16 protein-coding genes are annotated in these 17070 nt (G+C 36.9%); 5 read left to right on the top strand and 11 right to left on the bottom strand.

Annotated features, from left to right (window positions below; translation table 11 throughout):
* Positions 1–2: 2 nt before the first annotated feature.
* Both ACTIEI_RS03980 and ACTIEI_RS03985 read right to left on the bottom strand, forming a co-directional pair.
* A complete protein-coding gene (locus tag ACTIEI_RS03980) occupies positions 3–1154 on the bottom strand; it encodes a hypothetical protein (RefSeq protein ID WP_439504988.1) in 1152 nt (383 codons plus the stop codon).
* A 24-nt stretch (positions 1155–1178) separates the two neighbouring features.
* Positions 1179–1361, bottom strand: coding sequence for a hypothetical protein (locus ACTIEI_RS03985; RefSeq protein ID WP_439504989.1), 183 nt, complete (start codon positions 1359–1361; stop codon positions 1179–1181).
* Between the two features lie 109 nt (positions 1362–1470).
* Here ACTIEI_RS03985 and ACTIEI_RS03990 point away from each other — a divergent pair, with 109 nt between their 5' ends.
* The gene (locus tag ACTIEI_RS03990) at positions 1471–2730 is read left to right on the top strand and encodes a pyridoxal phosphate-dependent aminotransferase (RefSeq protein ID WP_439504990.1); all 1260 of its coding nucleotides are present in this window, start codon (positions 1471–1473) and stop codon (positions 2728–2730) included.
* Between the two features lie 46 nt (positions 2731–2776).
* Here the strand turns inward: ACTIEI_RS03990 and ACTIEI_RS03995 are convergent, their stop codons facing one another.
* The gene (locus tag ACTIEI_RS03995) at positions 2777–3016 is read right to left on the bottom strand and encodes a hypothetical protein (protein WP_439504991.1); all 240 of its coding nucleotides are present in this window, start codon (positions 3014–3016) and stop codon (positions 2777–2779) included.
* Positions 3017–3197: 181 nt separating this feature from the next.
* On the opposite strand from ACTIEI_RS03995, the gene ACTIEI_RS04000 reads away from it, so the two are divergent.
* Together ACTIEI_RS04000 and ACTIEI_RS04005 are read left to right on the top strand one after the other, a co-directional pair.
* Positions 3198–4286 (top strand): glycosyltransferase, encoded by a 1089-nt coding sequence (locus ACTIEI_RS04000; RefSeq protein ID WP_439504992.1) that lies wholly within the window; start codon positions 3198–3200, stop codon positions 4284–4286.
* On the top strand, positions 4283–5185 hold the full coding sequence (locus tag ACTIEI_RS04005; protein ID WP_439504993.1) for a DMT family transporter: 903 nt from the start codon (positions 4283–4285) through the stop codon (positions 5183–5185). Before ACTIEI_RS04000 ends, ACTIEI_RS04005 begins: the two co-directional genes overlap by 4 nt.
* On the opposite strand, the gene ACTIEI_RS04010 is transcribed toward ACTIEI_RS04005, so the two are convergent.
* Complete coding sequence (locus ACTIEI_RS04010) at positions 5172–5663, bottom strand: SixA phosphatase family protein (RefSeq protein ID WP_439504994.1); 492 nt, start codon at positions 5661–5663, stop codon at positions 5172–5174. The two genes, ACTIEI_RS04005 and ACTIEI_RS04010, sit on opposite strands and share 14 nt — an antisense overlap.
* A 38-nt stretch (positions 5664–5701) precedes the next feature.
* Between ACTIEI_RS04010 and mnmH the strand changes: the two genes are divergently transcribed.
* Positions 5702–6742 (top strand): tRNA 2-selenouridine(34) synthase MnmH, encoded by a 1041-nt coding sequence (mnmH, locus tag ACTIEI_RS04015; RefSeq protein WP_439504995.1) that lies wholly within the window; start codon positions 5702–5704, stop codon positions 6740–6742.
* A gap of 23 nt (positions 6743–6765) precedes the next feature.
* On the opposite strand, the gene ACTIEI_RS04020 is transcribed toward mnmH, so the two are convergent.
* The 4 genes from ACTIEI_RS04020 to pxpB are packed head-to-tail and all read right to left on the bottom strand — an operon-like array spanning position 6766 to position 10393.
* Positions 6766–7965, bottom strand: a complete 1200-nt coding sequence (locus ACTIEI_RS04020) for an NRAMP family divalent metal transporter (protein WP_439504996.1) — start codon at positions 7963–7965, stop codon at positions 6766–6768.
* Complete coding sequence (locus tag ACTIEI_RS04025) at positions 7959–8714, bottom strand: 5-oxoprolinase subunit PxpA (RefSeq protein WP_439504997.1); 756 nt, start codon at positions 8712–8714, stop codon at positions 7959–7961. The genes ACTIEI_RS04020 and ACTIEI_RS04025 overlap by 7 nt, the downstream gene beginning before the upstream one ends.
* Positions 8695–9675 carry a biotin-dependent carboxyltransferase family protein gene (locus ACTIEI_RS04030; protein ID WP_439504998.1) on the bottom strand — a complete coding sequence of 327 codons (981 nt, stop codon included), beginning with the start codon at positions 9673–9675 and terminating at the stop codon, positions 8695–8697. Before ACTIEI_RS04030 ends, ACTIEI_RS04025 begins: the two co-directional genes overlap by 20 nt.
* Before the next feature lie 4 nt (positions 9676–9679).
* Positions 9680–10393: a 5-oxoprolinase subunit PxpB gene (pxpB, locus tag ACTIEI_RS04035; RefSeq protein WP_439504999.1), complete on the bottom strand. Its 714-nt coding sequence runs from the start codon at positions 10391–10393 to the stop codon at positions 9680–9682.
* A 90-nt stretch (positions 10394–10483) separates the two neighbouring features.
* On the opposite strand from pxpB, the gene ACTIEI_RS04040 reads away from it, so the two are divergent.
* Entirely contained in the window at positions 10484–13684 is a 3201-nt protein-coding gene (locus ACTIEI_RS04040) for a S41 family peptidase (protein ID WP_439505000.1), read from the top strand.
* Positions 13685–13758: 74 nt separating this feature from the next.
* Here the strand turns inward: ACTIEI_RS04040 and ACTIEI_RS04045 are convergent, their stop codons facing one another.
* Genes ACTIEI_RS04045 through ACTIEI_RS04055 form a run of 3 tightly spaced genes read right to left on the bottom strand, consistent with a single transcriptional unit; the run spans position 13759 to position 17038 of the window.
* Entirely contained in the window at positions 13759–14952 is a 1194-nt protein-coding gene (locus ACTIEI_RS04045) for a hypothetical protein (RefSeq protein ID WP_439505001.1), read from the bottom strand.
* Entirely contained in the window at positions 14949–16256 is a 1308-nt protein-coding gene (gene murA / locus ACTIEI_RS04050; protein WP_439505002.1) for a UDP-N-acetylglucosamine 1-carboxyvinyltransferase, read from the bottom strand. Before murA ends, ACTIEI_RS04045 begins: the two co-directional genes overlap by 4 nt.
* A gap of 5 nt (positions 16257–16261) precedes the next feature.
* Entirely contained in the window at positions 16262–17038 is a 777-nt protein-coding gene (locus tag ACTIEI_RS04055; RefSeq protein WP_439505003.1) for a DUF4290 domain-containing protein, read from the bottom strand.
* Between the last annotated feature and the right edge of the window lie 32 nt (positions 17039–17070).

Below are 17070 nucleotides of genomic sequence, written 5' to 3' on the forward strand. Positions count from 1 at the left end.
TATTATTTCCAAACGCTATCAAACGCTGTATATCCTCTTAGAATAAATGAAAATTTTGCTCCATTGTTATCTATATACTTTCCTTTTTTAGTGTAGATGGCAATAGCACCCCCAAACCCTGTGGTAGAACTGTATTGAAAAGGAGGTCTGAATACTTTAATCATAGCAATATCTCTAGGAAACACCATCATTTGTTCACCTGGCATTACTTCAAATTCATCAATAAAAATGGTACAGAGCTCATCTCTCCATTTAAATACTTCATTATTAGCAGAATCAATAGCCACATTTAATCCTGGAACTTTTTGTTGTAAAAACCAGGCCAAAGATTGAGATTGCGCCAATTCATCGTTCTCTAATCCGTCAAATACATATGCGTTATCATTTTTGAATAATCCACTCGTGTAAGTCTCTTCGTATTGCTGCAGTTTCGTTTTTGCCTTTGTATATACGGTTACATTTGGTAAATCGCTACTTAAGTCAGGGTCATCTAATGAAAGCGTATAGTCGTATTTTTTTTCAATATAAGTTCCTTCTTTTCCTACATTAAAAAAAACCGTTTGTGTGACTACGGGTTCAAATACAGAATCAACAGGCGTTTTCAATAAAATAGCTAAATAATTTTTCTTAGGTTTTTTTGCAGGAGAAAAATAAAATGATGCCGTGTCTTGAAACAACATTGGTTTCATCGTGAAAAAGCCTTTTGCATCTACTTTTACTCGGTCTACCATCATTTGCTTGGTACTAGTACGCATCATATAGTTAATGACGGTATCTTGCTTTTCCCGTTCAACCACCTGCCCTTGCATTCTGTAAAATCCTGATTGAATCAAACAGCTAATAGCGTAGTTGCCGCTGGGTATTTGCTCACTTATTTTTAAAGCAGCATTTACTTCTCCTTCAATCATGGGATAGCGAAACTTCCATCTTTGTTTGGTACCTAAGTGATCTATCCAAATATGTGCAGTAGCCGATTTTAATTTCTTGTTGATATAATTTGGATAATATATTCTAAGCTCTAACGAATCACCTTGTATATAAACCGGTTTTGATAAATTGATAGAAATAGAATCATTTTCACTCTGACCATAAATTTTAGAAATACTCAGTGATGCTATCAATACAATAACAGTGACAAAATACTTTTTCATCATATACTGGCGTTGCGCTGAGAAAGTCTAAGATGCTTTTCTAGGAGTTACCGAAAATCCACCACCCTTTTTAGCAGAAGAGAAGTTTTTATTGTTCATAGCTCCGGGTGCTTTATTTACCATGCCAGATGGCCCAGTAGCTTTAGAAATCATGCCTGATGCAGGTGTAGCTTTCTTAGTGTTTTTTCTGGTTGATTTTGCCTTTCCCATATATTTTATATTTCACTAAAGTTAACAGCTTTTGGTTTAATGCAACATGTTAAAATAGTATGGTCGGTCATAAATAAATGCAATTGCTTAACTTGCATGAAATTTTTTTATGAGTCAGTTGAGCCATTTAGCGGAAACCTTAATAGGAAGTGAAATTGTAAAGTTGGGTAATGCCATCAACGAAAGAATTAGAAACGGAGAGACTATTTATAATTATACCATTGGTGATTTTAATCCGAGTGAATTCCCAATTCCTGCTGAATTGGAACAGTTAATTATTGAAGCCTATCAACAAAAAAAGACCAGCTATCCAGCAGCAGAAGGAATCTTAGATTTACGTAAAGCCATCAGCGGATTTATTCAAGAATGGGAGGGTCTTAGTTTTACTCCTGCTGAAATTCAAGTTGCTTCAGGTGGCCGCCCTCTCATTTATGCTTTATTCAAAGTGATTGTAGACAAAGGCGATAAGGTAATTTATGGTGTTCCATCTTGGAATAATAATCACTATGTTCATTTAACCGATGGCACACATTGCGAAGTGCCTTGTATGCCTGAAAACGATTTCATGCCAACAGTGGAAGATATCAGGCCGCACATTAAAGGAGCTACTTTAATATGTTTATGTACACCACAAAACCCTACAGGAACCACTTTAAGTAAGAATGCTTTAGCTGAAATCTGTGATTTAATCGTTGCTGAAAACGCAACAAGAACAGCTGATCAAAAGAAACTGTATTTAATGTTTGATCAAATGTATTGGACGCTCACATTTGGCGACACTGTTCATTATAATCCATTGACATTGAATCCTGCAATGAAGCCCTACACCATTTTTATTGATGGTATTTCAAAAGTGTTTTCAGCAACAGGCGTAAGAGTGGGATGGGCGTTGGGTCCAGAAAATGTGATTGCAAAAATGAAAGCGATTTTAAGTCATTTAGGTGCATGGGCGCCAATGGCAGAGCAACATGCGGTGGCTCATTATTTACCAATGAAAGAGGCTATCAATAACTACCTCACGCATTTTAAATCGGAAGTGGAGTATCGCTTAAGAACGATATATAATGGCATCAATGCATTAAAACAAAAAGGATACAAAGTAGACTCAATAGCTCCACAAGCTGCTATTTATTTGACTATTCAAATGAATTTAAGGGGGAGCAAAACCGCCGAAGGGCAAGAATTATCAACACAGGCAGATGTAACAAATTATATATTAAGTGAAGCAAAAATAGCGATAGTGCCGTTTTCTGCTTTTGGAGCTGGATCCGACAGTAGTTGGTATAGATTAAGTGTAGGGACCTGTAAGAAAGGAGATATTCCAACTATGTTGCAACAATTGGAAAACGCATTGAGTAAACTCGCTTAAAATTCAATTTTGGGGATTAATAATTAATATTGAAAGTAGCCTCAATTTAGTTCTTATTACAGATAAAGATAAATGCCTTGTTGGGCTTGTCTTGCAATATTTGCTTTACCAAGTGGGTTTTGGTAATTATTTTGTGCTTATTGATATCGATGATTTCGTTTGCTACACAAAAACTTACCCAATTTTCTACTGGGCCAAGAATTTTGTTTAAGCCAGCAATTACAGCAGCAGCTTGTTCTTCTGTTAAGTATTCTTGTTTAGTTAAAACCAGCAAATCTCTGTTCATATAGAATGAATTCAAAGTTTAGGGCAACCGCACGATTTGGATTTATTCGATTTCTGAAAAACACCACAAGATGAAGATGCCAATGTGATAAGTAACATTAAAAGAATAATTTGGTTTATTTTCAATTTCATATATGCATCTAAAGTAATAAAATAGCGTTAATAATTCAACAAACATCATTTTGAAAAATCAATTTAACATTACCAAAGTACTTATAGCCCCCCTAGATTGGGGCTTGGGCCATGCAACACGCTGTATCCCTATTATCAAGGCTTTCAGGCAATTAAACATTCAAGTAATATTGGCTGCAGAAGGCCATCAGGCCGCTTTATTGTTGAAAGAGTTTCCTGATATTACCATATTACCCTTAACAGGTTATCGGATACGTTATGCAAAGTCGAGATTACTCCTTTTGTTTAGCTTGGCACTCCAAATGATTAGAATTTATAGAACAATTAAGCAGGAAGAAGCCTGGTTAAAAAAAGTAGTGGAAGATTATCAGATTGATTTGATTATTTCGGACAATAGATTTGGATTGCATCACCCAAGGGTCCCTTCCATTTTCATTACCCACCAGTTATTGATTAAAGCACCTTATAAATGGGTCGAAAGCATTTTTCAGCGAATTAACTATCATTTCATTAATCAATATACAGCTTGTTGGGTACCCGATATGACCGCATCGCCAGGATTAGCTGGAGAGCTCTCTCATCCAGCTAAAATGCCCAAAGTGCCCGTCTCTTACATGAAATTATTGTCTAGATTTACTCGGGTTACGGGTCCTACTAAATATACTTTTGGCTTCATTTTGTCGGGTCCTGAGCCACAAAGAACGATTCTTGAAAATAAAATACTATTAGACCTAGCAACATTTACCAAACCGGTATTATTGGTTCGTGGCCTTCCCTCAGATTCAACACGAATAGAAGTGCCCGAGCATGTGACCGTTTTTAATCATTTAGACACCAATGATCTTGATTTCCATTTGCAACAAGCCGATTACATTATTGGAAGAGGCGGATATACTTCTTTAATGGAATTACTTTCTATTGATAAAAAACTAATTGTTGTGCCAACACCTGGGCAAACAGAACAAGAGTATTTGAGTAATTTATTAATGAAAACCAAGAGATTGATGCGATTAACACAAGATGAATTCAGCGTAAAAGAGTCTTATGCAAGTGCGCAACAATTTACTTTTAGCAAAATGAATCTTGATCAATTTGATTTGGAACAGCTAAAAGCTTTATTGATAAATTTGCCTAAATGAATCAATCCTATAAAGCATTTGCTGCTGCTCTTTTTGCTAATTTGATTTTTGGTAGTAGTTATAGCGCCGTCAAGTTTATTACACCTGCATTCATTCATCCATTTGCATTAAACTTTGTTAGGGTAGCAGTTACCTTATCTTTATTTTGGATGTTGTTTTTATTCAAGCCAGGCAAAATTAAATTTGATCGTAAGGATCTACCCCGATTTTTTATTTGTGCACTCACTGGTATTGTAATTAATCAACTGTTTTTTATTAAAGGCGTATCGCTCACTACGGTGATTCACAGTTCATTGCTTTCTTTAGGGTCACCTATTTTTATTACAATCATTGCCGCTTGGTTGTTAAAAGAGGGGTTTACGCTTTTAAAAGGAATCGGACTTGCGTGCGGTGTTGGCGGGGCAAGTATTTTAATTTTGATGAAAGATGGATCAGGTGGTAGTGCAGGAAGTAATATGCTCTTGGGGGATATTTTGGTTTTAATCAATGCTATTTCTTATGCGTTTTATTTGGTTTTAGTAAGACCATTAATGGCAAAGTATTCTGGTATTCAAGTATTGCGTTGGATATTTACCATTGGAGCATTGGGTATTTTGCCAGTTGGGTTTCCCTACATTTTGTCTACCAATTGGATTGCATTTGATGTCTTGCATTGGATGATTTTAGCTTATGTTGCCATATTTGCCACTTTTGTTGCCTACTTGCTAACGGTTCAAAGCATTCAATTAATTGGCTCGTCTGCAACTGGTGCGTTTATTTATACTCAACCTGTTTTTGCAGCAATCTTTGCAATGATTTTTACGGGAGAATATTTCACCATGTATAAGCTAATTGCAGCTATACTAATTTTCACCGGAGTCTACTTAGTGAATAGCAAAAAAATGGTTAAACCTGCTTAGGCCAATCTGCAAATAAATATTCTTTCTTAGCGGATTGCCAGGTTTTCCAACTATCCGTTTCAACTGAAACAGCGAATACTGCGCAAGTGGGCATATCATCTATTTTAGTTGATGTGAGTTGGTTCACAAAATCGGTAATACCAGGATTGTGGGCAAAAATAGCAACAGTATTTATTTCATCTGGTAATTGTATTATTGCTTTTACAAATCTTTCTGGAGGGGCATGGTATAAGAAATCGTACTCAATAATATTGCTAGTTGAGATGTTGTTTTCATTGGCAAAATATTTTGCTGTTGTTAAAGCCCTTAAAGCAGTGCTACTAACGATTAAATCAATGATCACGCCACGTGCTAATAACCTTTTAGCCATCATAGGGGCATCTAAATGTCCTCGCTCGTTCAAAGGCCTATCAAAGTCATCTTGGTCAATATTTGCCCAGCTACTTTTAGCATGTCTTACCAGTAATAATTGTTTCATGGTGAAAAGTTAGCTCATTTGAATTGTACATTTGTATTGTGGCAGTAACAAAATTATTAATAGACGAGTTTATTACACTAAGCAAGCAGCATCCAGTTTTTGATGTTAGAAGCGAAGGAGAATATGAGTATGCACATATACCCGGTGCATATAGTTTACCCCTTTTTAATAATGATGAAAGGAAGATAGTAGGGACTGCTTACAAACAAGAAAGCAAGCAAAAAGCCATTAAAATTGGACTCAAATATTTTGGAGTTAAAATGGTTAAAATGGTGGAAGCAGTTGAAAAATTAACTGCGTCAAACGAAAGTAAAACGGTATTGGTTCATTGTTGGAGAGGGGGAATGCGAAGTGCAGGAGTTGCTTGGCTATTAGATCTGTATGGATTTAAAGTATATACTTTAGTGGGGGGGTATAAAGTTTATCGAAATTGGGTTCTGAAACAATTTGAGCAAGATTATCCATTACAAATTATAGGGGGATATACAGGCAGTGGTAAAACAGAAGTAATACAAGAGCTGAGTAATAGAGGAGAACTTATTATAGACTTAGAGGGATTAGCGCATCATAAAGGGTCAGCATTTGGGGCTTTAGGACAGCCTCCACAACCCAGTCAAGAAATGTTTGAAAACCTTTTGGCTACAGAAATAAATACCAAAGCTAACTTATTAACTAGTGATAAAGTTATTTGGCTTGAAGACGAAAGTCAACGCATTGGTGAAGTCAATATTCCAACTGCTTTTTTTAAGCAAATGCGAACGAAGAAAGTCTTTTTCTTAGATATACCTTTTGATGAAAGACTCCAATATATTTTACAGGGGTATGGAAAATTTAGTAAAGAATACCTGGTTAATGCAATCATTAGAATTAAAAAAAGATTAGGTGGATTAGAAACCAAAACGGCTATCAACTGTTTAATTGAAGACGATACTATAGGATGCTTTGCTATTTTATTGAAGTACTACGATAAGGGTTATTATGCAGGGTCTCAAAAGCGAGAAAATCCTGATCAATTGATACATAAAATTCCATGTAATAGTGTGGATGCAAAAACAAATGCCATCAAGCTTTTGCAGTGATCAATTCGACTTGGCGATAAGTTTTAAAAATTAGCAATCCATTTGTATAAGGTAAGCCCACTCATCCAACTCATTGCAATCACCACTATCCATCCTGCAATGCTTAACCATAAAGGGTGCTTGTAAGAATGAACTAATTTTTTCTTAGTTGCTGCCAATAAAATAATTGCCAATGCAATTGGAAGAATCAAACCGTTAAGTGCGCCTACCGTAACCAATATTTTTACTGGGTTTCCAATAAACTGATAAGCAAGTGTACTGCTTACAATAAAAAAACTAATAATCCATTTCTCCTTTTTTTCTAACCAAGGATGAAAAGTTTTGATAAAGGATACAGATGTATAAGCAGCTCCTACAACGGAAGTGATTGCTGCAGCCCACATGACTATGCCAAAAAAACGATACCCTATATTCCCTGCAGCTAATTGAAATACAGAGGCTGGTGGATTTTTAGGATCAATTAATAATCCCTGATTAATTACACCCAAAACACAAAGAAATAATAAGAATCGCATGATAGAAGTGATAATAATCCCTGATACTGCGCTTTTATTTACTTGTGTTAATGCTGATTCGCCTTTTATGCCTGCATCTAATAAGCGATGTCCTCCAGCAAAACTGATATATCCGCCAACGGTTCCACCAACTAATGTTACAATGGCCAAAGCAGAAAATTGTTCAGGAACAAAACTCCGGTAAATAGCCGTTCCAATAGGCGGTGCTGCTTTAAATACAATATACAAAGTGAGTGCAATCATTAGTAAGCCTAAAACTTTAGTGAATCCATCTATCGCTTTGCCCACTTCTTTGTACCAAAAAATAAATAGTGCAATGATGCAACTTAAAATGCTCCCGTAAGCAGGATCAAGTCCTGTCATTACTTGTAGCCCCAATCCACTACCCCCAATATTCCCGATATTAAATGCGAAACCTCCAATAACAATTAGTGCGGCTAACAAATAGCCCATGCCAGGTAAGAGTTCATTGGCAATTAATTGGGCTCTTTTTTCGGTAACTGCAATCACTCGCCAAATATTCATCTGTGCCCCAATATCTAATAAAACCGAAATCAAAATAACAAAACCAAAGCTAGCAGCTAGCTGTTGGGTAAATACAGTAGTTTGAGTAAGAAAGCCTGGTCCAATGGCCGAGGTAGCCATTAAGAAAGCTGCCCCTAATATGGCAGATTTCTTTGAAGATGTTTGGGGGCTTTGCTTTAGCATTTGATGGATGAAGTGGGTTTAATCAAAATATTGTTTGCATGCATTGCTGTATAAATACTTTTTGCAAAAGAAATAGCATGGTCTCCATCTCCATGTATGCAAATGGTTTCAGCTTCCAATGGTACAATAGTTCCGTCGGTAGCAATTATTCTTTTATGTTGAATCATATTCAATACATGCATCAAAGAATCTTCCGTTTTATGAATCATTGCATTGGGAGCTGATCGAGGCGTTAATTGCCCCTTTTCGTTATAGGTTCTATCTGCAAATACTTCTGATGCTGTTTTTAAATTCAAAGCTTTTGCTTCAGCAATCAAATGGCTATTGCTTAATCCATATAAGATTAAATGTGGATCTAATTCTTTAATAACCCCAGCAATGATATAACTCATTGTTGCGTTTTTGGCAGCCATATTATATAAAGCACCGTGTGGTTTTATATGATGTAGAATAGCGCCCATTTCTTTGCAAGTATCTTGCATGAGTGTAATTTGTTCTGCTACTAAATCATACAATTCGCAATCAGATAAATGCATTTCTGTTCTACCAAAATGGGCTTTATCATTAAAACCAGGATGCGCCCCAATTGCAACTCCATTTTCTAAACAAAGTTCAATTGTATTTTTAATAGTGTCTATATCACCTGCATGGTACCCACATGCAATGTTGGCACTACTGATGAATTTCATCAGTGCTTTGTCGTTGGGGAATCCTTCTCCTAAATCACAATTAATGTCGATGGTATGCATTGAGTTGTAAGGTACAGGCATTCTTTAATTGCTGCAAATATTGCAAATGTCTATTATTAATTTTTTCAGCTGTTTCCATATTTACTGGAATCAATCTGATGGTTGACCCAGGTGATTGTTGAACCAGTGTAGGAATATCAGATTGTATTATATGCCCTATTCTAGGATATCCTCCAGTGGTTTGGTGATCGGCTAATAATACAATGCATTGGCCATTGGGAAGCAACTGTATGGTTCCATTGGTTACCCCGCTCGAAATTAATTCAATTGGTTTTTTGCATTTTAATTCGGGCCCTTTTAATCGATATCCCATTCTATCACTATCCGCATTTAGGGTAAACTGCGCATTCGTCATAAACTGTTGAGATACCATATTTAAAAGTCCAAACTCATTTCCAGGTAAATACCTCAACGACTGTGTTTGATACAATCCTTTGGTATCTGCCATCCAAGGAAGCACTTGCAAAGGGCTTTCTTTGTTTTCTTGAATGACAGTAGCTTTTAATTGAATCTCGTCTCCCTTTAAAAATGTTCGTCCTTCAATACCTCCCGCACCTGCGCGAGTATTGGTACTATAGCTATTCATCCATTCATTCAGTTCTAATCCACCCTGAATAGCTAAATAACCAATATGCCCTGATATTTTTTTAGTAAAACTTAAAACCGCATTTTCAGGAACAAAAATGGGATGATTAATGGGGACAGGAATATCATTAATGGTGGCCCCAAAATCTGCACCGCTCAATGCAATAAAAGCAGCTGCGTTAAAACGAAATACTGGCGCAGGGTAAAAAAATTCAATGACCGCTTCGTCCGATTTGTTTTGAATCAATACATTCGCAATTTGCATGGCTAATAGATCCATTGCGCCACTAGGATTAATTCCTAAGTGCTGAAAACCCTTTCGGCCAGTGTCTTGCACCGTACTAAATATTCCTGCTTTAATAATGGTAATACTCATAAGCTTAAACAGTATTGAATTGATGAAACTGTTCAAGCGTTATTGCTTTAAACTGAACGAAATACCCGGGCTTAAATAAACATGGATCTTCTTTTGTTATATCAAATATTTTCATTGGCGTTTGACCAATCAATTGCCAACCTCCCGGGGCGTCTATGGGATAAATACCTGTTTGCTCACCAGCAATACCAACACTTCCCGCTTTTACCATCTTTCTAGGATTCGATTTTCTGGGCATTTGTATTCGCTGATTTACCGATGCCATATAAGCAAAGCCAGGTAAGAATCCTAGCATGTATACTTTATATATTTTGCTTGTATGTAGCGCAATAATTTCTTCAATGGTACAACCCGTTAATTGAGTAGCTTCTATTAAATCTGGGGCTAAAGACAGGTCATAGCAGACTGGAACGATCTGTGGAGTTGATTCTTTAGCATTTAATGAAGGAGCTACCGTTAATGTCGCTAATTTTTTCTTCAGCCATTCAAAAGGAGAACCCCCCATTGCTTGTTTTCGAATAATACCTGGATTATAGATTAGCGTTAAGCTACTATAGGCAGGAATCATATCCGTTATGCCTTCAATGGGATTCAATCCTAAAAATTGAAATGAATGCATAACCTGATTATTCACTTCCTCAGAAATGGTTGATGACCATTCAATCGTGATAGCTTGGTCTCCTAATGCATAGATATGTGGAATCGTTTTTTTCAACATATAAAGTTACTTAATTAAAACCCTGCGTTCATACAAATGATTTTAAATTCAACCCGTTCTTCTTTATCTTTCCAACCAACAATCAACTGTATGAAAAAAATTATTTCACTATTTACACTTGCTGCCTTAATGGCCGGGCAGGTGAATGCCCAGTCTAACCCTAAGTGGCTTCGGTATTCAAATATTTCACCAGATGGTAAAACAGTGGTGTTTACTTACAAGGGAGATTTGTATACGGTATCATCAGCCGGAGGCAATGCAACTGCATTAACAATGCATGAAGCACATGATTTTATGCCGGTTTGGAGTAAAGATGGAAAAACCATTGCTTTTGCAAGCGATCGCTATGGTAATTTTGATGTATTCACTATTCCAGTAACAGGAGGCGAAGCCAAGAGAGTTACTTTTCATTCGGCGGCAGAGTATCCTTATGATTTTTCGGCCGACAACCAAAAAATTATTTTTGGATCTGCTAGAATGGACTTGGCAAGCAATAGACAATTTCCAACAGGTTCAATGCCTGAGCTCTATAGTGTGGGTGTAAATGGAGGCAGACCCACTCAATTATTAACGACACCTGCTGAAGAGGTAAAATTCAGCAAGGATGGATCTAAAATGATTTATCAGGATAAAAAAGGAGGAGAGAATACTTGGAGAAAACACCATACTTCTTCTATTACTCGAGATATTTGGATCTATGATGTTAAAACAGATAAGCATACAAAGCTGACCAACTTTAATGGAGAAGATCGCAATCCTGTTTTTGCCAACGCAGAAAAGGAGTTGATTTATTTAAGTGAAGAAAGCGGCAGTTTTAATGTCCATAAAATGCCAGTTACAGGGGGCAAGAGTGAAAAATTAACTTCTTTTAAAAAGCATCCAGTACGTTTTTTAAGCTCAGCTGCTGATGGTACCCTTTGTTTTAGTTATGATGGTGAATTGTATACCATGAAAGCAGGTGGCAATCCACAAAAATTAACGGTGAATATTTTAGCAGATGCACGCAAGAACGATGAGCAAGTAATGCGTGTAAGCAGTGGAAGTAATATAGCTGTTTCACCGAATGGTAAAGAAGTTGCATTCTTATATAGAGGAGATGTTTTCGTAAGTAGTGTAGATGGAGGAGTAACCAAAAGGATTACTGCCACCCCAACACAAGAATTGGGTATTGGGTTTTCACCGGATGGTAAATCAATTATCTATACAGCCGAGCGCAATAATAAATGGAGCATTTTTGAAAGCACTAAACTGCGTGCAGACGAGCCTTATTTTTATGCATCAACCCTAATTAAAGAAACACCTGTATTAGATAATGCAAATGATAATACCCAACCATTGTATTCTCCTGATGGAAAAGAAATTGCATTTGTAGAAAACAGAAATAATGTACGCATTTACAATATTGCATCCAAGCAAAGCAGAACAGTATTAGGTTCAGATCAAATTTTTGCTTGGACTGAGAATGATCAATACTTTCAATGGAGCCCAGACAGCAAGTGGTTGTTATTTGATTATGCAGTAGTAGGAAGTGCAGTAAGTGAAGTAGGATTGGCCAGTGTTGATGGGAAGAAAATCATGAATATTACCGAGAGTGGATTTAATGATTATCGCCCTAAATGGGTAATGGGTGGTAAAGCCATGTTATGGCAAAGTAATCGAGATGGATTAAGAGGAGCTGCAATGAGCGGAGGTGCACAAAGTGATGCTTACCTAATGTTCTTTACACAAGCTGCCATGGATCGATTTAAATTGACCAAAGAAGAATTGGCATTGGTAAAAGAAATGGAAGAGCAAAAAGCCAAAGCAGATACCAGTAAGAAAAAAACACCTACTGTAGAAGCTGTTGAAATAGAATGGGAGGGATTAACGCAACGAAGAGCAAGAGCTACCATTCATTCATCTGGAATGGGGGATGCCTTGGTAAGTAAGGATGGAGAAACATTGTATTATCTCGCTCGTTTTGAAAGAGGCATGAATTTGTGGACCACCAACTTAAGAACCAAGGAAACTAAAATGCTCGTTCCATTAAATGCCAATGGAGCAAGTATGGTATGGGATAAAGACCAAAAAAATATTTTCATCAGCAGCGATGGAAGTATTACCAAATTAGATGTGGCTAGTAGTAAACAAGATCGTATTGCCATCAATGGTGAAATGGCGGTAAATATGCGTGAAGAACGTGAAGCTATGTTTGAACATGTTTGGCGCAGAACCAAGAAAACTTTTTACAACAAAACCTTCCACGGAATTAATTGGGATAGTTATAAAACCGATTACGAAAAATACTTACCATCTATTGGCAACAATTATGAGTTCAGTGAAATGCTGAGTGAGTTATTAGGGGAATTAAATGTGAGCCATAGCGGTGCTGCATTTGGAAGCTTTAATGCCAATGGAGATGCCACTGCATCGTTGGGTGCATTTTATGATGCTTCTTACACTGGTGCCGGTGTTAAAATTGAAGAAGTAGTGTTGGGCGGCCCATTAGATAAGGCAGGATTAAATGTAAAAGCAGGAGCCATCATTGAAATGATAGATGGGGAAATGGTTACAGCAGATAAAGACCTTGCACAATATTTAAACAGAAAATCTGGCAAAACAGTATTGCTTTCTTTAAATGAAAATGGCGTTAAAAGAGAAATAACGGTTAAAGCCATTAGTACAGGAGAAGAAAATGGATTATTGTATAGACGTTGGGTAAAAAGAAACTCCGATGAAGTAGAACGACTGAGTGGTGGTGCATTGGGTTATGTACATATTCCAGGCATGAGTGATGGCACATTTAGATCTACTTATGAAGACATCATGGGTAAACATTTCTTAAAGAAAGGGGTAGTGGTAGATACCCGTAACAATGGAGGTGGAGACTTAGTAGCAGACCTTGCTGTTTTCTTGAGCGGTAAACAATTCATGAACTATACCAATGATGTAAGAAGCAATGGATACGAGCCCAATTTCCGTTGGACCAAACCAAGTATTTCATTGGCTAATGAAGCGAACTACAGTGATGGACATTGCTATGCGTTCATGGTGCAAGAATTAAATGTAAACAAGTTGGTAGGAACACAGGTTCCTGGAACCTGTTCATTTGCAGCATGGGAAAGCTTAATGGATTCAGGCATCCGTTGGGGAGCACCAACCGTGGGTGTTAAAACCAATGCAGGAAAGTATTTAGAAAATGCAGCCACCGATCCAGACTTCTTAGTATTCAATGAATACGAAGTAGTGAAGAAAGGAGTAGACCAGCAATTAGAAGTTGCAGTGAAAGAATTGATGAAGACGATTAAGTAAGCGTATTTCGAAAAGAATTTTGAAATACGGATATATGAATTATAGAAAAAGGCCTCGAAATTTTCGGGGCCTTTTTAATACTTGATTATCCAACGTGCTGGTGTATATCCTTTAACGGTGAAACCGGTATTGTTACTAGTGTTTTTAAATTCTTTTCTATTTGAATAAATCAAAATAGCAAATGGGTTACTGCCCCATCCGCCGATAAATGGAGGGGGAATAATTTTTATGATGGCAATATCAGACATTGGGAAGCTGATGAATTGTTCATTATCAACTAAAATTTCATCAATATATAAATTGACTTCATTAGAAGATCTATACGCAAATGACCAGTATGTTTTTTCGTTTCCCGTATTATCAGTTCTAGATTCACCCATTGAGAATAAGTTTTTGCTAGGCTTAACGGTTGACTCTGAAATCATTAAACCTGGAATTCTATCATTTAAATAATGTAAAACAGTTGGATAACCTATCATCGTAAAATTCTCAAAACCAGCAATAATTTTTTCATCCTCTCTCTTGTATAAATCAGTTGCATATTTTTCATTAAATAATGCTTCCCTAGTTTTTCTATTTCCGTACACGACTAAATCTGGAATGGTGTTATTATTAGTGAATTTTAATGGCTTGAATACAATATCAGTCTCGTTGGGCAGAGCTATATTTTTTTGACCAATCTGCACCACCATGGTTTTGGTAACTTCTGCTTTAAACATTGAATCAAGGGGTGTCATCAAACTGATGTTTAATGCATCATTTTTCCCTTTCTTTTTTTGCTTAGGGGTAAATTTGAAATTTACACTGTCCTCAAATACATACTTGTTAATTCTAAAATTTCCTAAATCATCTGTTTTAATATCATCCATGATGATGTCCTTTCCTGATGAAAGAATCATGCTTATTACTGAGTCTTTTTTTATGAAATTATTTATGCTGCCATAGATTGAAAGTGGTGTTTGTTGAACTAAAAAGTGCAATGCGTAAGCACTTTCTTTCATGCTGCTGTCTATTTTAATTGAACCAATGGCTTTACCGCCTGCTATAGGGTACCTGAATTTCCAAGTCTTTACACCATTTAAATCTTCAACCCATAAATGGAGTGTCAAGATACTTTTAGGTTTATTCAAATAAGGTGGGTAAACACATTCAAAATCGATTGATTCACCGTGCTGAATTTGTGAAGCTTTTAATTGAATATCTAAACTATCAGCAAACGCAGTATTAATTGCGCAAAGAATACTGATGGTTAAGAGGAAGTATCTCATCCTTTTCTAATTATCTCCGCCCCCAAACTTTGCAAGCGTTGATCTATAAATTGATAACCACGATCTATCTGTTCAATATTTTGGATGGTGCTTTTGCCTTCTGCACTCAATGCGGCAATTAAGAGTGCTTGTCCTGCCCTGATATCGGGGCTGCTCATGGTGATGCCGCGTAAAGTATTTTTTCTGCCGAGTCCTATCACGGTTGCTCTATGCGGATCGCACAAAATAATTTGTGCACCCATATCAATGAGTTTGTCTGTAAAAAACAAACGGCTTTCAAACATTTTCTGGTGGATTAAAACTGATCCGATGGCTTGTGTAGCCACTACCAATACAATGCTCAATAAGTCGGGTGTAAAGCCTGGCCAGGGATGATCGGAAATAGTGAGTATTCCTCCATCCATAAATGTTTGTATGGTATATGATTCCTGCGAAGGAATATAAATATCATCTCCTTGTATATCAAATTGAATACCTAGTTGCTGAAATTTTTCTGGTATGATTCCTAAGTATTTTACACCTGCATCTTTAATAGTGATTTCACTTTTCGTCATCGCTGCCAATCCAATAAAACTGCCTATTTCAATCATGTCTGGCAACAAACGGTGTTCAGTACCACCCAGCGTTTCTACTCCCTCAATAACCAATAAATTACTACCGATACCACTGATTTTTGCACCCATTCTGTTAAGCATACTGCACAACTGTTGTAAGTAAGGTTCGCAGGCTGCATTATAAATAGTAGTAGTGCCTTCTGCTAAAACAGCTGCCATTACAATGTTTGCGGTACCTGTTACAGAGGGTTCATCTAGTAACATATAGCAACCTTTCAATGCATCGGTGGTTAATGTAAAGCAACCAATGCTTTCATCATACGCATAGTGTGCGCCTAGTTTTTGAAAACCAATTATATGCGTGTCTAATCTTCTTCTTCCTATTTTATCTCCACCCGGTTTGGGTATAAATGCTTTTTTAAAACGAGCTAATAAAGGACCCGCCAGCATTACACTCCCCCTTAGTCTTCCGCTTTTTTGTCTGAATTTTTCTGAAGCCAAATAATCAACATCAATATCGTTGGCTTGAAACTGATAAGTATCTTGATTGATGCGGCTTACTTGTACACCCATTTCTTTCAATAACTCAATGAGTAAATTAACATCGAGTATATCAGGAATATTCGAAATAGTAACAGACTGCTTCGTTAATACTACTGCAGAGAGTATTTGCAAAGCTTCGTTCTTTGCACCTTGAGGGGTGATGGATCCCTTTAATTGCTTTCCTCCTATGACTTCAAAACTGCTCATGAAAATTAATAGCGCTTCTTAAATCCACCTGGGTTTCTGTCGTTGCGATTACTTCCACCACCATTTCTTGGATCATTACGTTGTCCACCACTTTGGTTTCTGTCATTGCGTTGTCCGCCACCATTTCTTGGATCGTTTCGTTGTTGCTGTCCACCGCCTTGGTTTCTGTTATTTCTTCCACCAAAGTTTTGTTTCCATCTTCCGCCACTACGTGCTGGATAATCATCACGTTCGAACGGTTGATTGCGGTGCTTGATATAAGGGGTGTTGCTGAATTCTAACTGACCACCAGTAATTTGATCTAACTCAGATCTTATAGCATCATCATGTACCAACTCTTTATGCCAGTTACTATATGATAATTTCATGTAGTAAGCAATTGCGTTGGCAAATCCTACTTTCTTTTCTGGATCTTCTTCTTTTAATGCCTTGTCTATCACCACTTCTAAATTTTTTCCTAAGTGGGCATATTTTGGATTACGCTTAGGATAAGGAAGTGGTTCGGGTTTTAACTTATAGGTTTCCTTTTGTGGGATTGGATAAGGGCTGTCTACATCTAGCGTAAAATTGCTGATGAAAAAAAGATGATCCCATAGTTTATGCCTGAAGTCTTCTACATTTTTCAGGTGTGGGTTCAAAAATCCCATTAGTTCAATCACAGATTGGGTCTGTTGTTGTCTTTTATCTCTGTCTTCAATTGTGAGGAGGTAATCTACCATCTTCTGTACGTGTCTTCCGTACTCCTTCATTCCCAGGAGTTTCCTGGAGGTATTATATTCCATGTAAAATTGCTTGGTGCAGCAACAAATATAAG

The organism is Sediminibacterium sp., from assembly GCF_051860225.1.
GTDB lineage: Bacteria > Bacteroidota > Bacteroidia > Chitinophagales > Chitinophagaceae > Sediminibacterium.

Bases quoted from the DNA above. Each gene is read 5' to 3' on its own strand.
- ACTIEI_RS03990 (WP_439504990.1), top strand. From the start codon at position 1,471: ATGAGTCAGTTGAGCCATTTAGCGGAAACCTTAATAGGAAGTGAAATT.
- pxpB (WP_439504999.1), bottom strand. From the start codon at position 10,393: ATGTTGAAAAAAACGATTCCACATATCTATGCATTAGGAGACCAAGCT.
- murA (WP_439505002.1), bottom strand. From the start codon at position 16,256: ATGAGCAGTTTTGAAGTCATAGGAGGAAAGCAATTAAAGGGATCCATC.
- ACTIEI_RS04020 (WP_439504996.1), bottom strand. From the start codon at position 7,965: ATGCTAAAGCAAAGCCCCCAAACATCTTCAAAGAAATCTGCCATATTA.
- ACTIEI_RS04010 (WP_439504994.1), bottom strand. From the start codon at position 5,663: ATGAAACAATTATTACTGGTAAGACATGCTAAAAGTAGCTGGGCAAAT.
- ACTIEI_RS04045 (WP_439505001.1), bottom strand. From the start codon at position 14,952: ATGAGATACTTCCTCTTAACCATCAGTATTCTTTGCGCAATTAATACT.
- ACTIEI_RS04030 (WP_439504998.1), bottom strand. From the start codon at position 9,675: ATGAGTATTACCATTATTAAAGCAGGAATATTTAGTACGGTGCAAGAC.
- ACTIEI_RS04040 (WP_439505000.1), top strand. From the start codon at position 10,484: ATGAAAAAAATTATTTCACTATTTACACTTGCTGCCTTAATGGCCGGG.
- ACTIEI_RS04055 (WP_439505003.1), bottom strand. From the start codon at position 17,038: ATGGAATATAATACCTCCAGGAAACTCCTGGGAATGAAGGAGTACGGA.
- ACTIEI_RS04005 (WP_439504993.1), top strand. From the start codon at position 4,283: ATGAATCAATCCTATAAAGCATTTGCTGCTGCTCTTTTTGCTAATTTG.
- ACTIEI_RS03980 (WP_439504988.1), bottom strand. From the start codon at position 1,154: ATGATGAAAAAGTATTTTGTCACTGTTATTGTATTGATAGCATCACTG.
- ACTIEI_RS03985 (WP_439504989.1), bottom strand. From the start codon at position 1,361: ATGGGAAAGGCAAAATCAACCAGAAAAAACACTAAGAAAGCTACACCT.
- ACTIEI_RS04025 (WP_439504997.1), bottom strand. From the start codon at position 8,714: ATGCATACCATCGACATTAATTGTGATTTAGGAGAAGGATTCCCCAAC.
- ACTIEI_RS03995 (WP_439504991.1), bottom strand. From the start codon at position 3,016: ATGAACAGAGATTTGCTGGTTTTAACTAAACAAGAATACTTAACAGAA.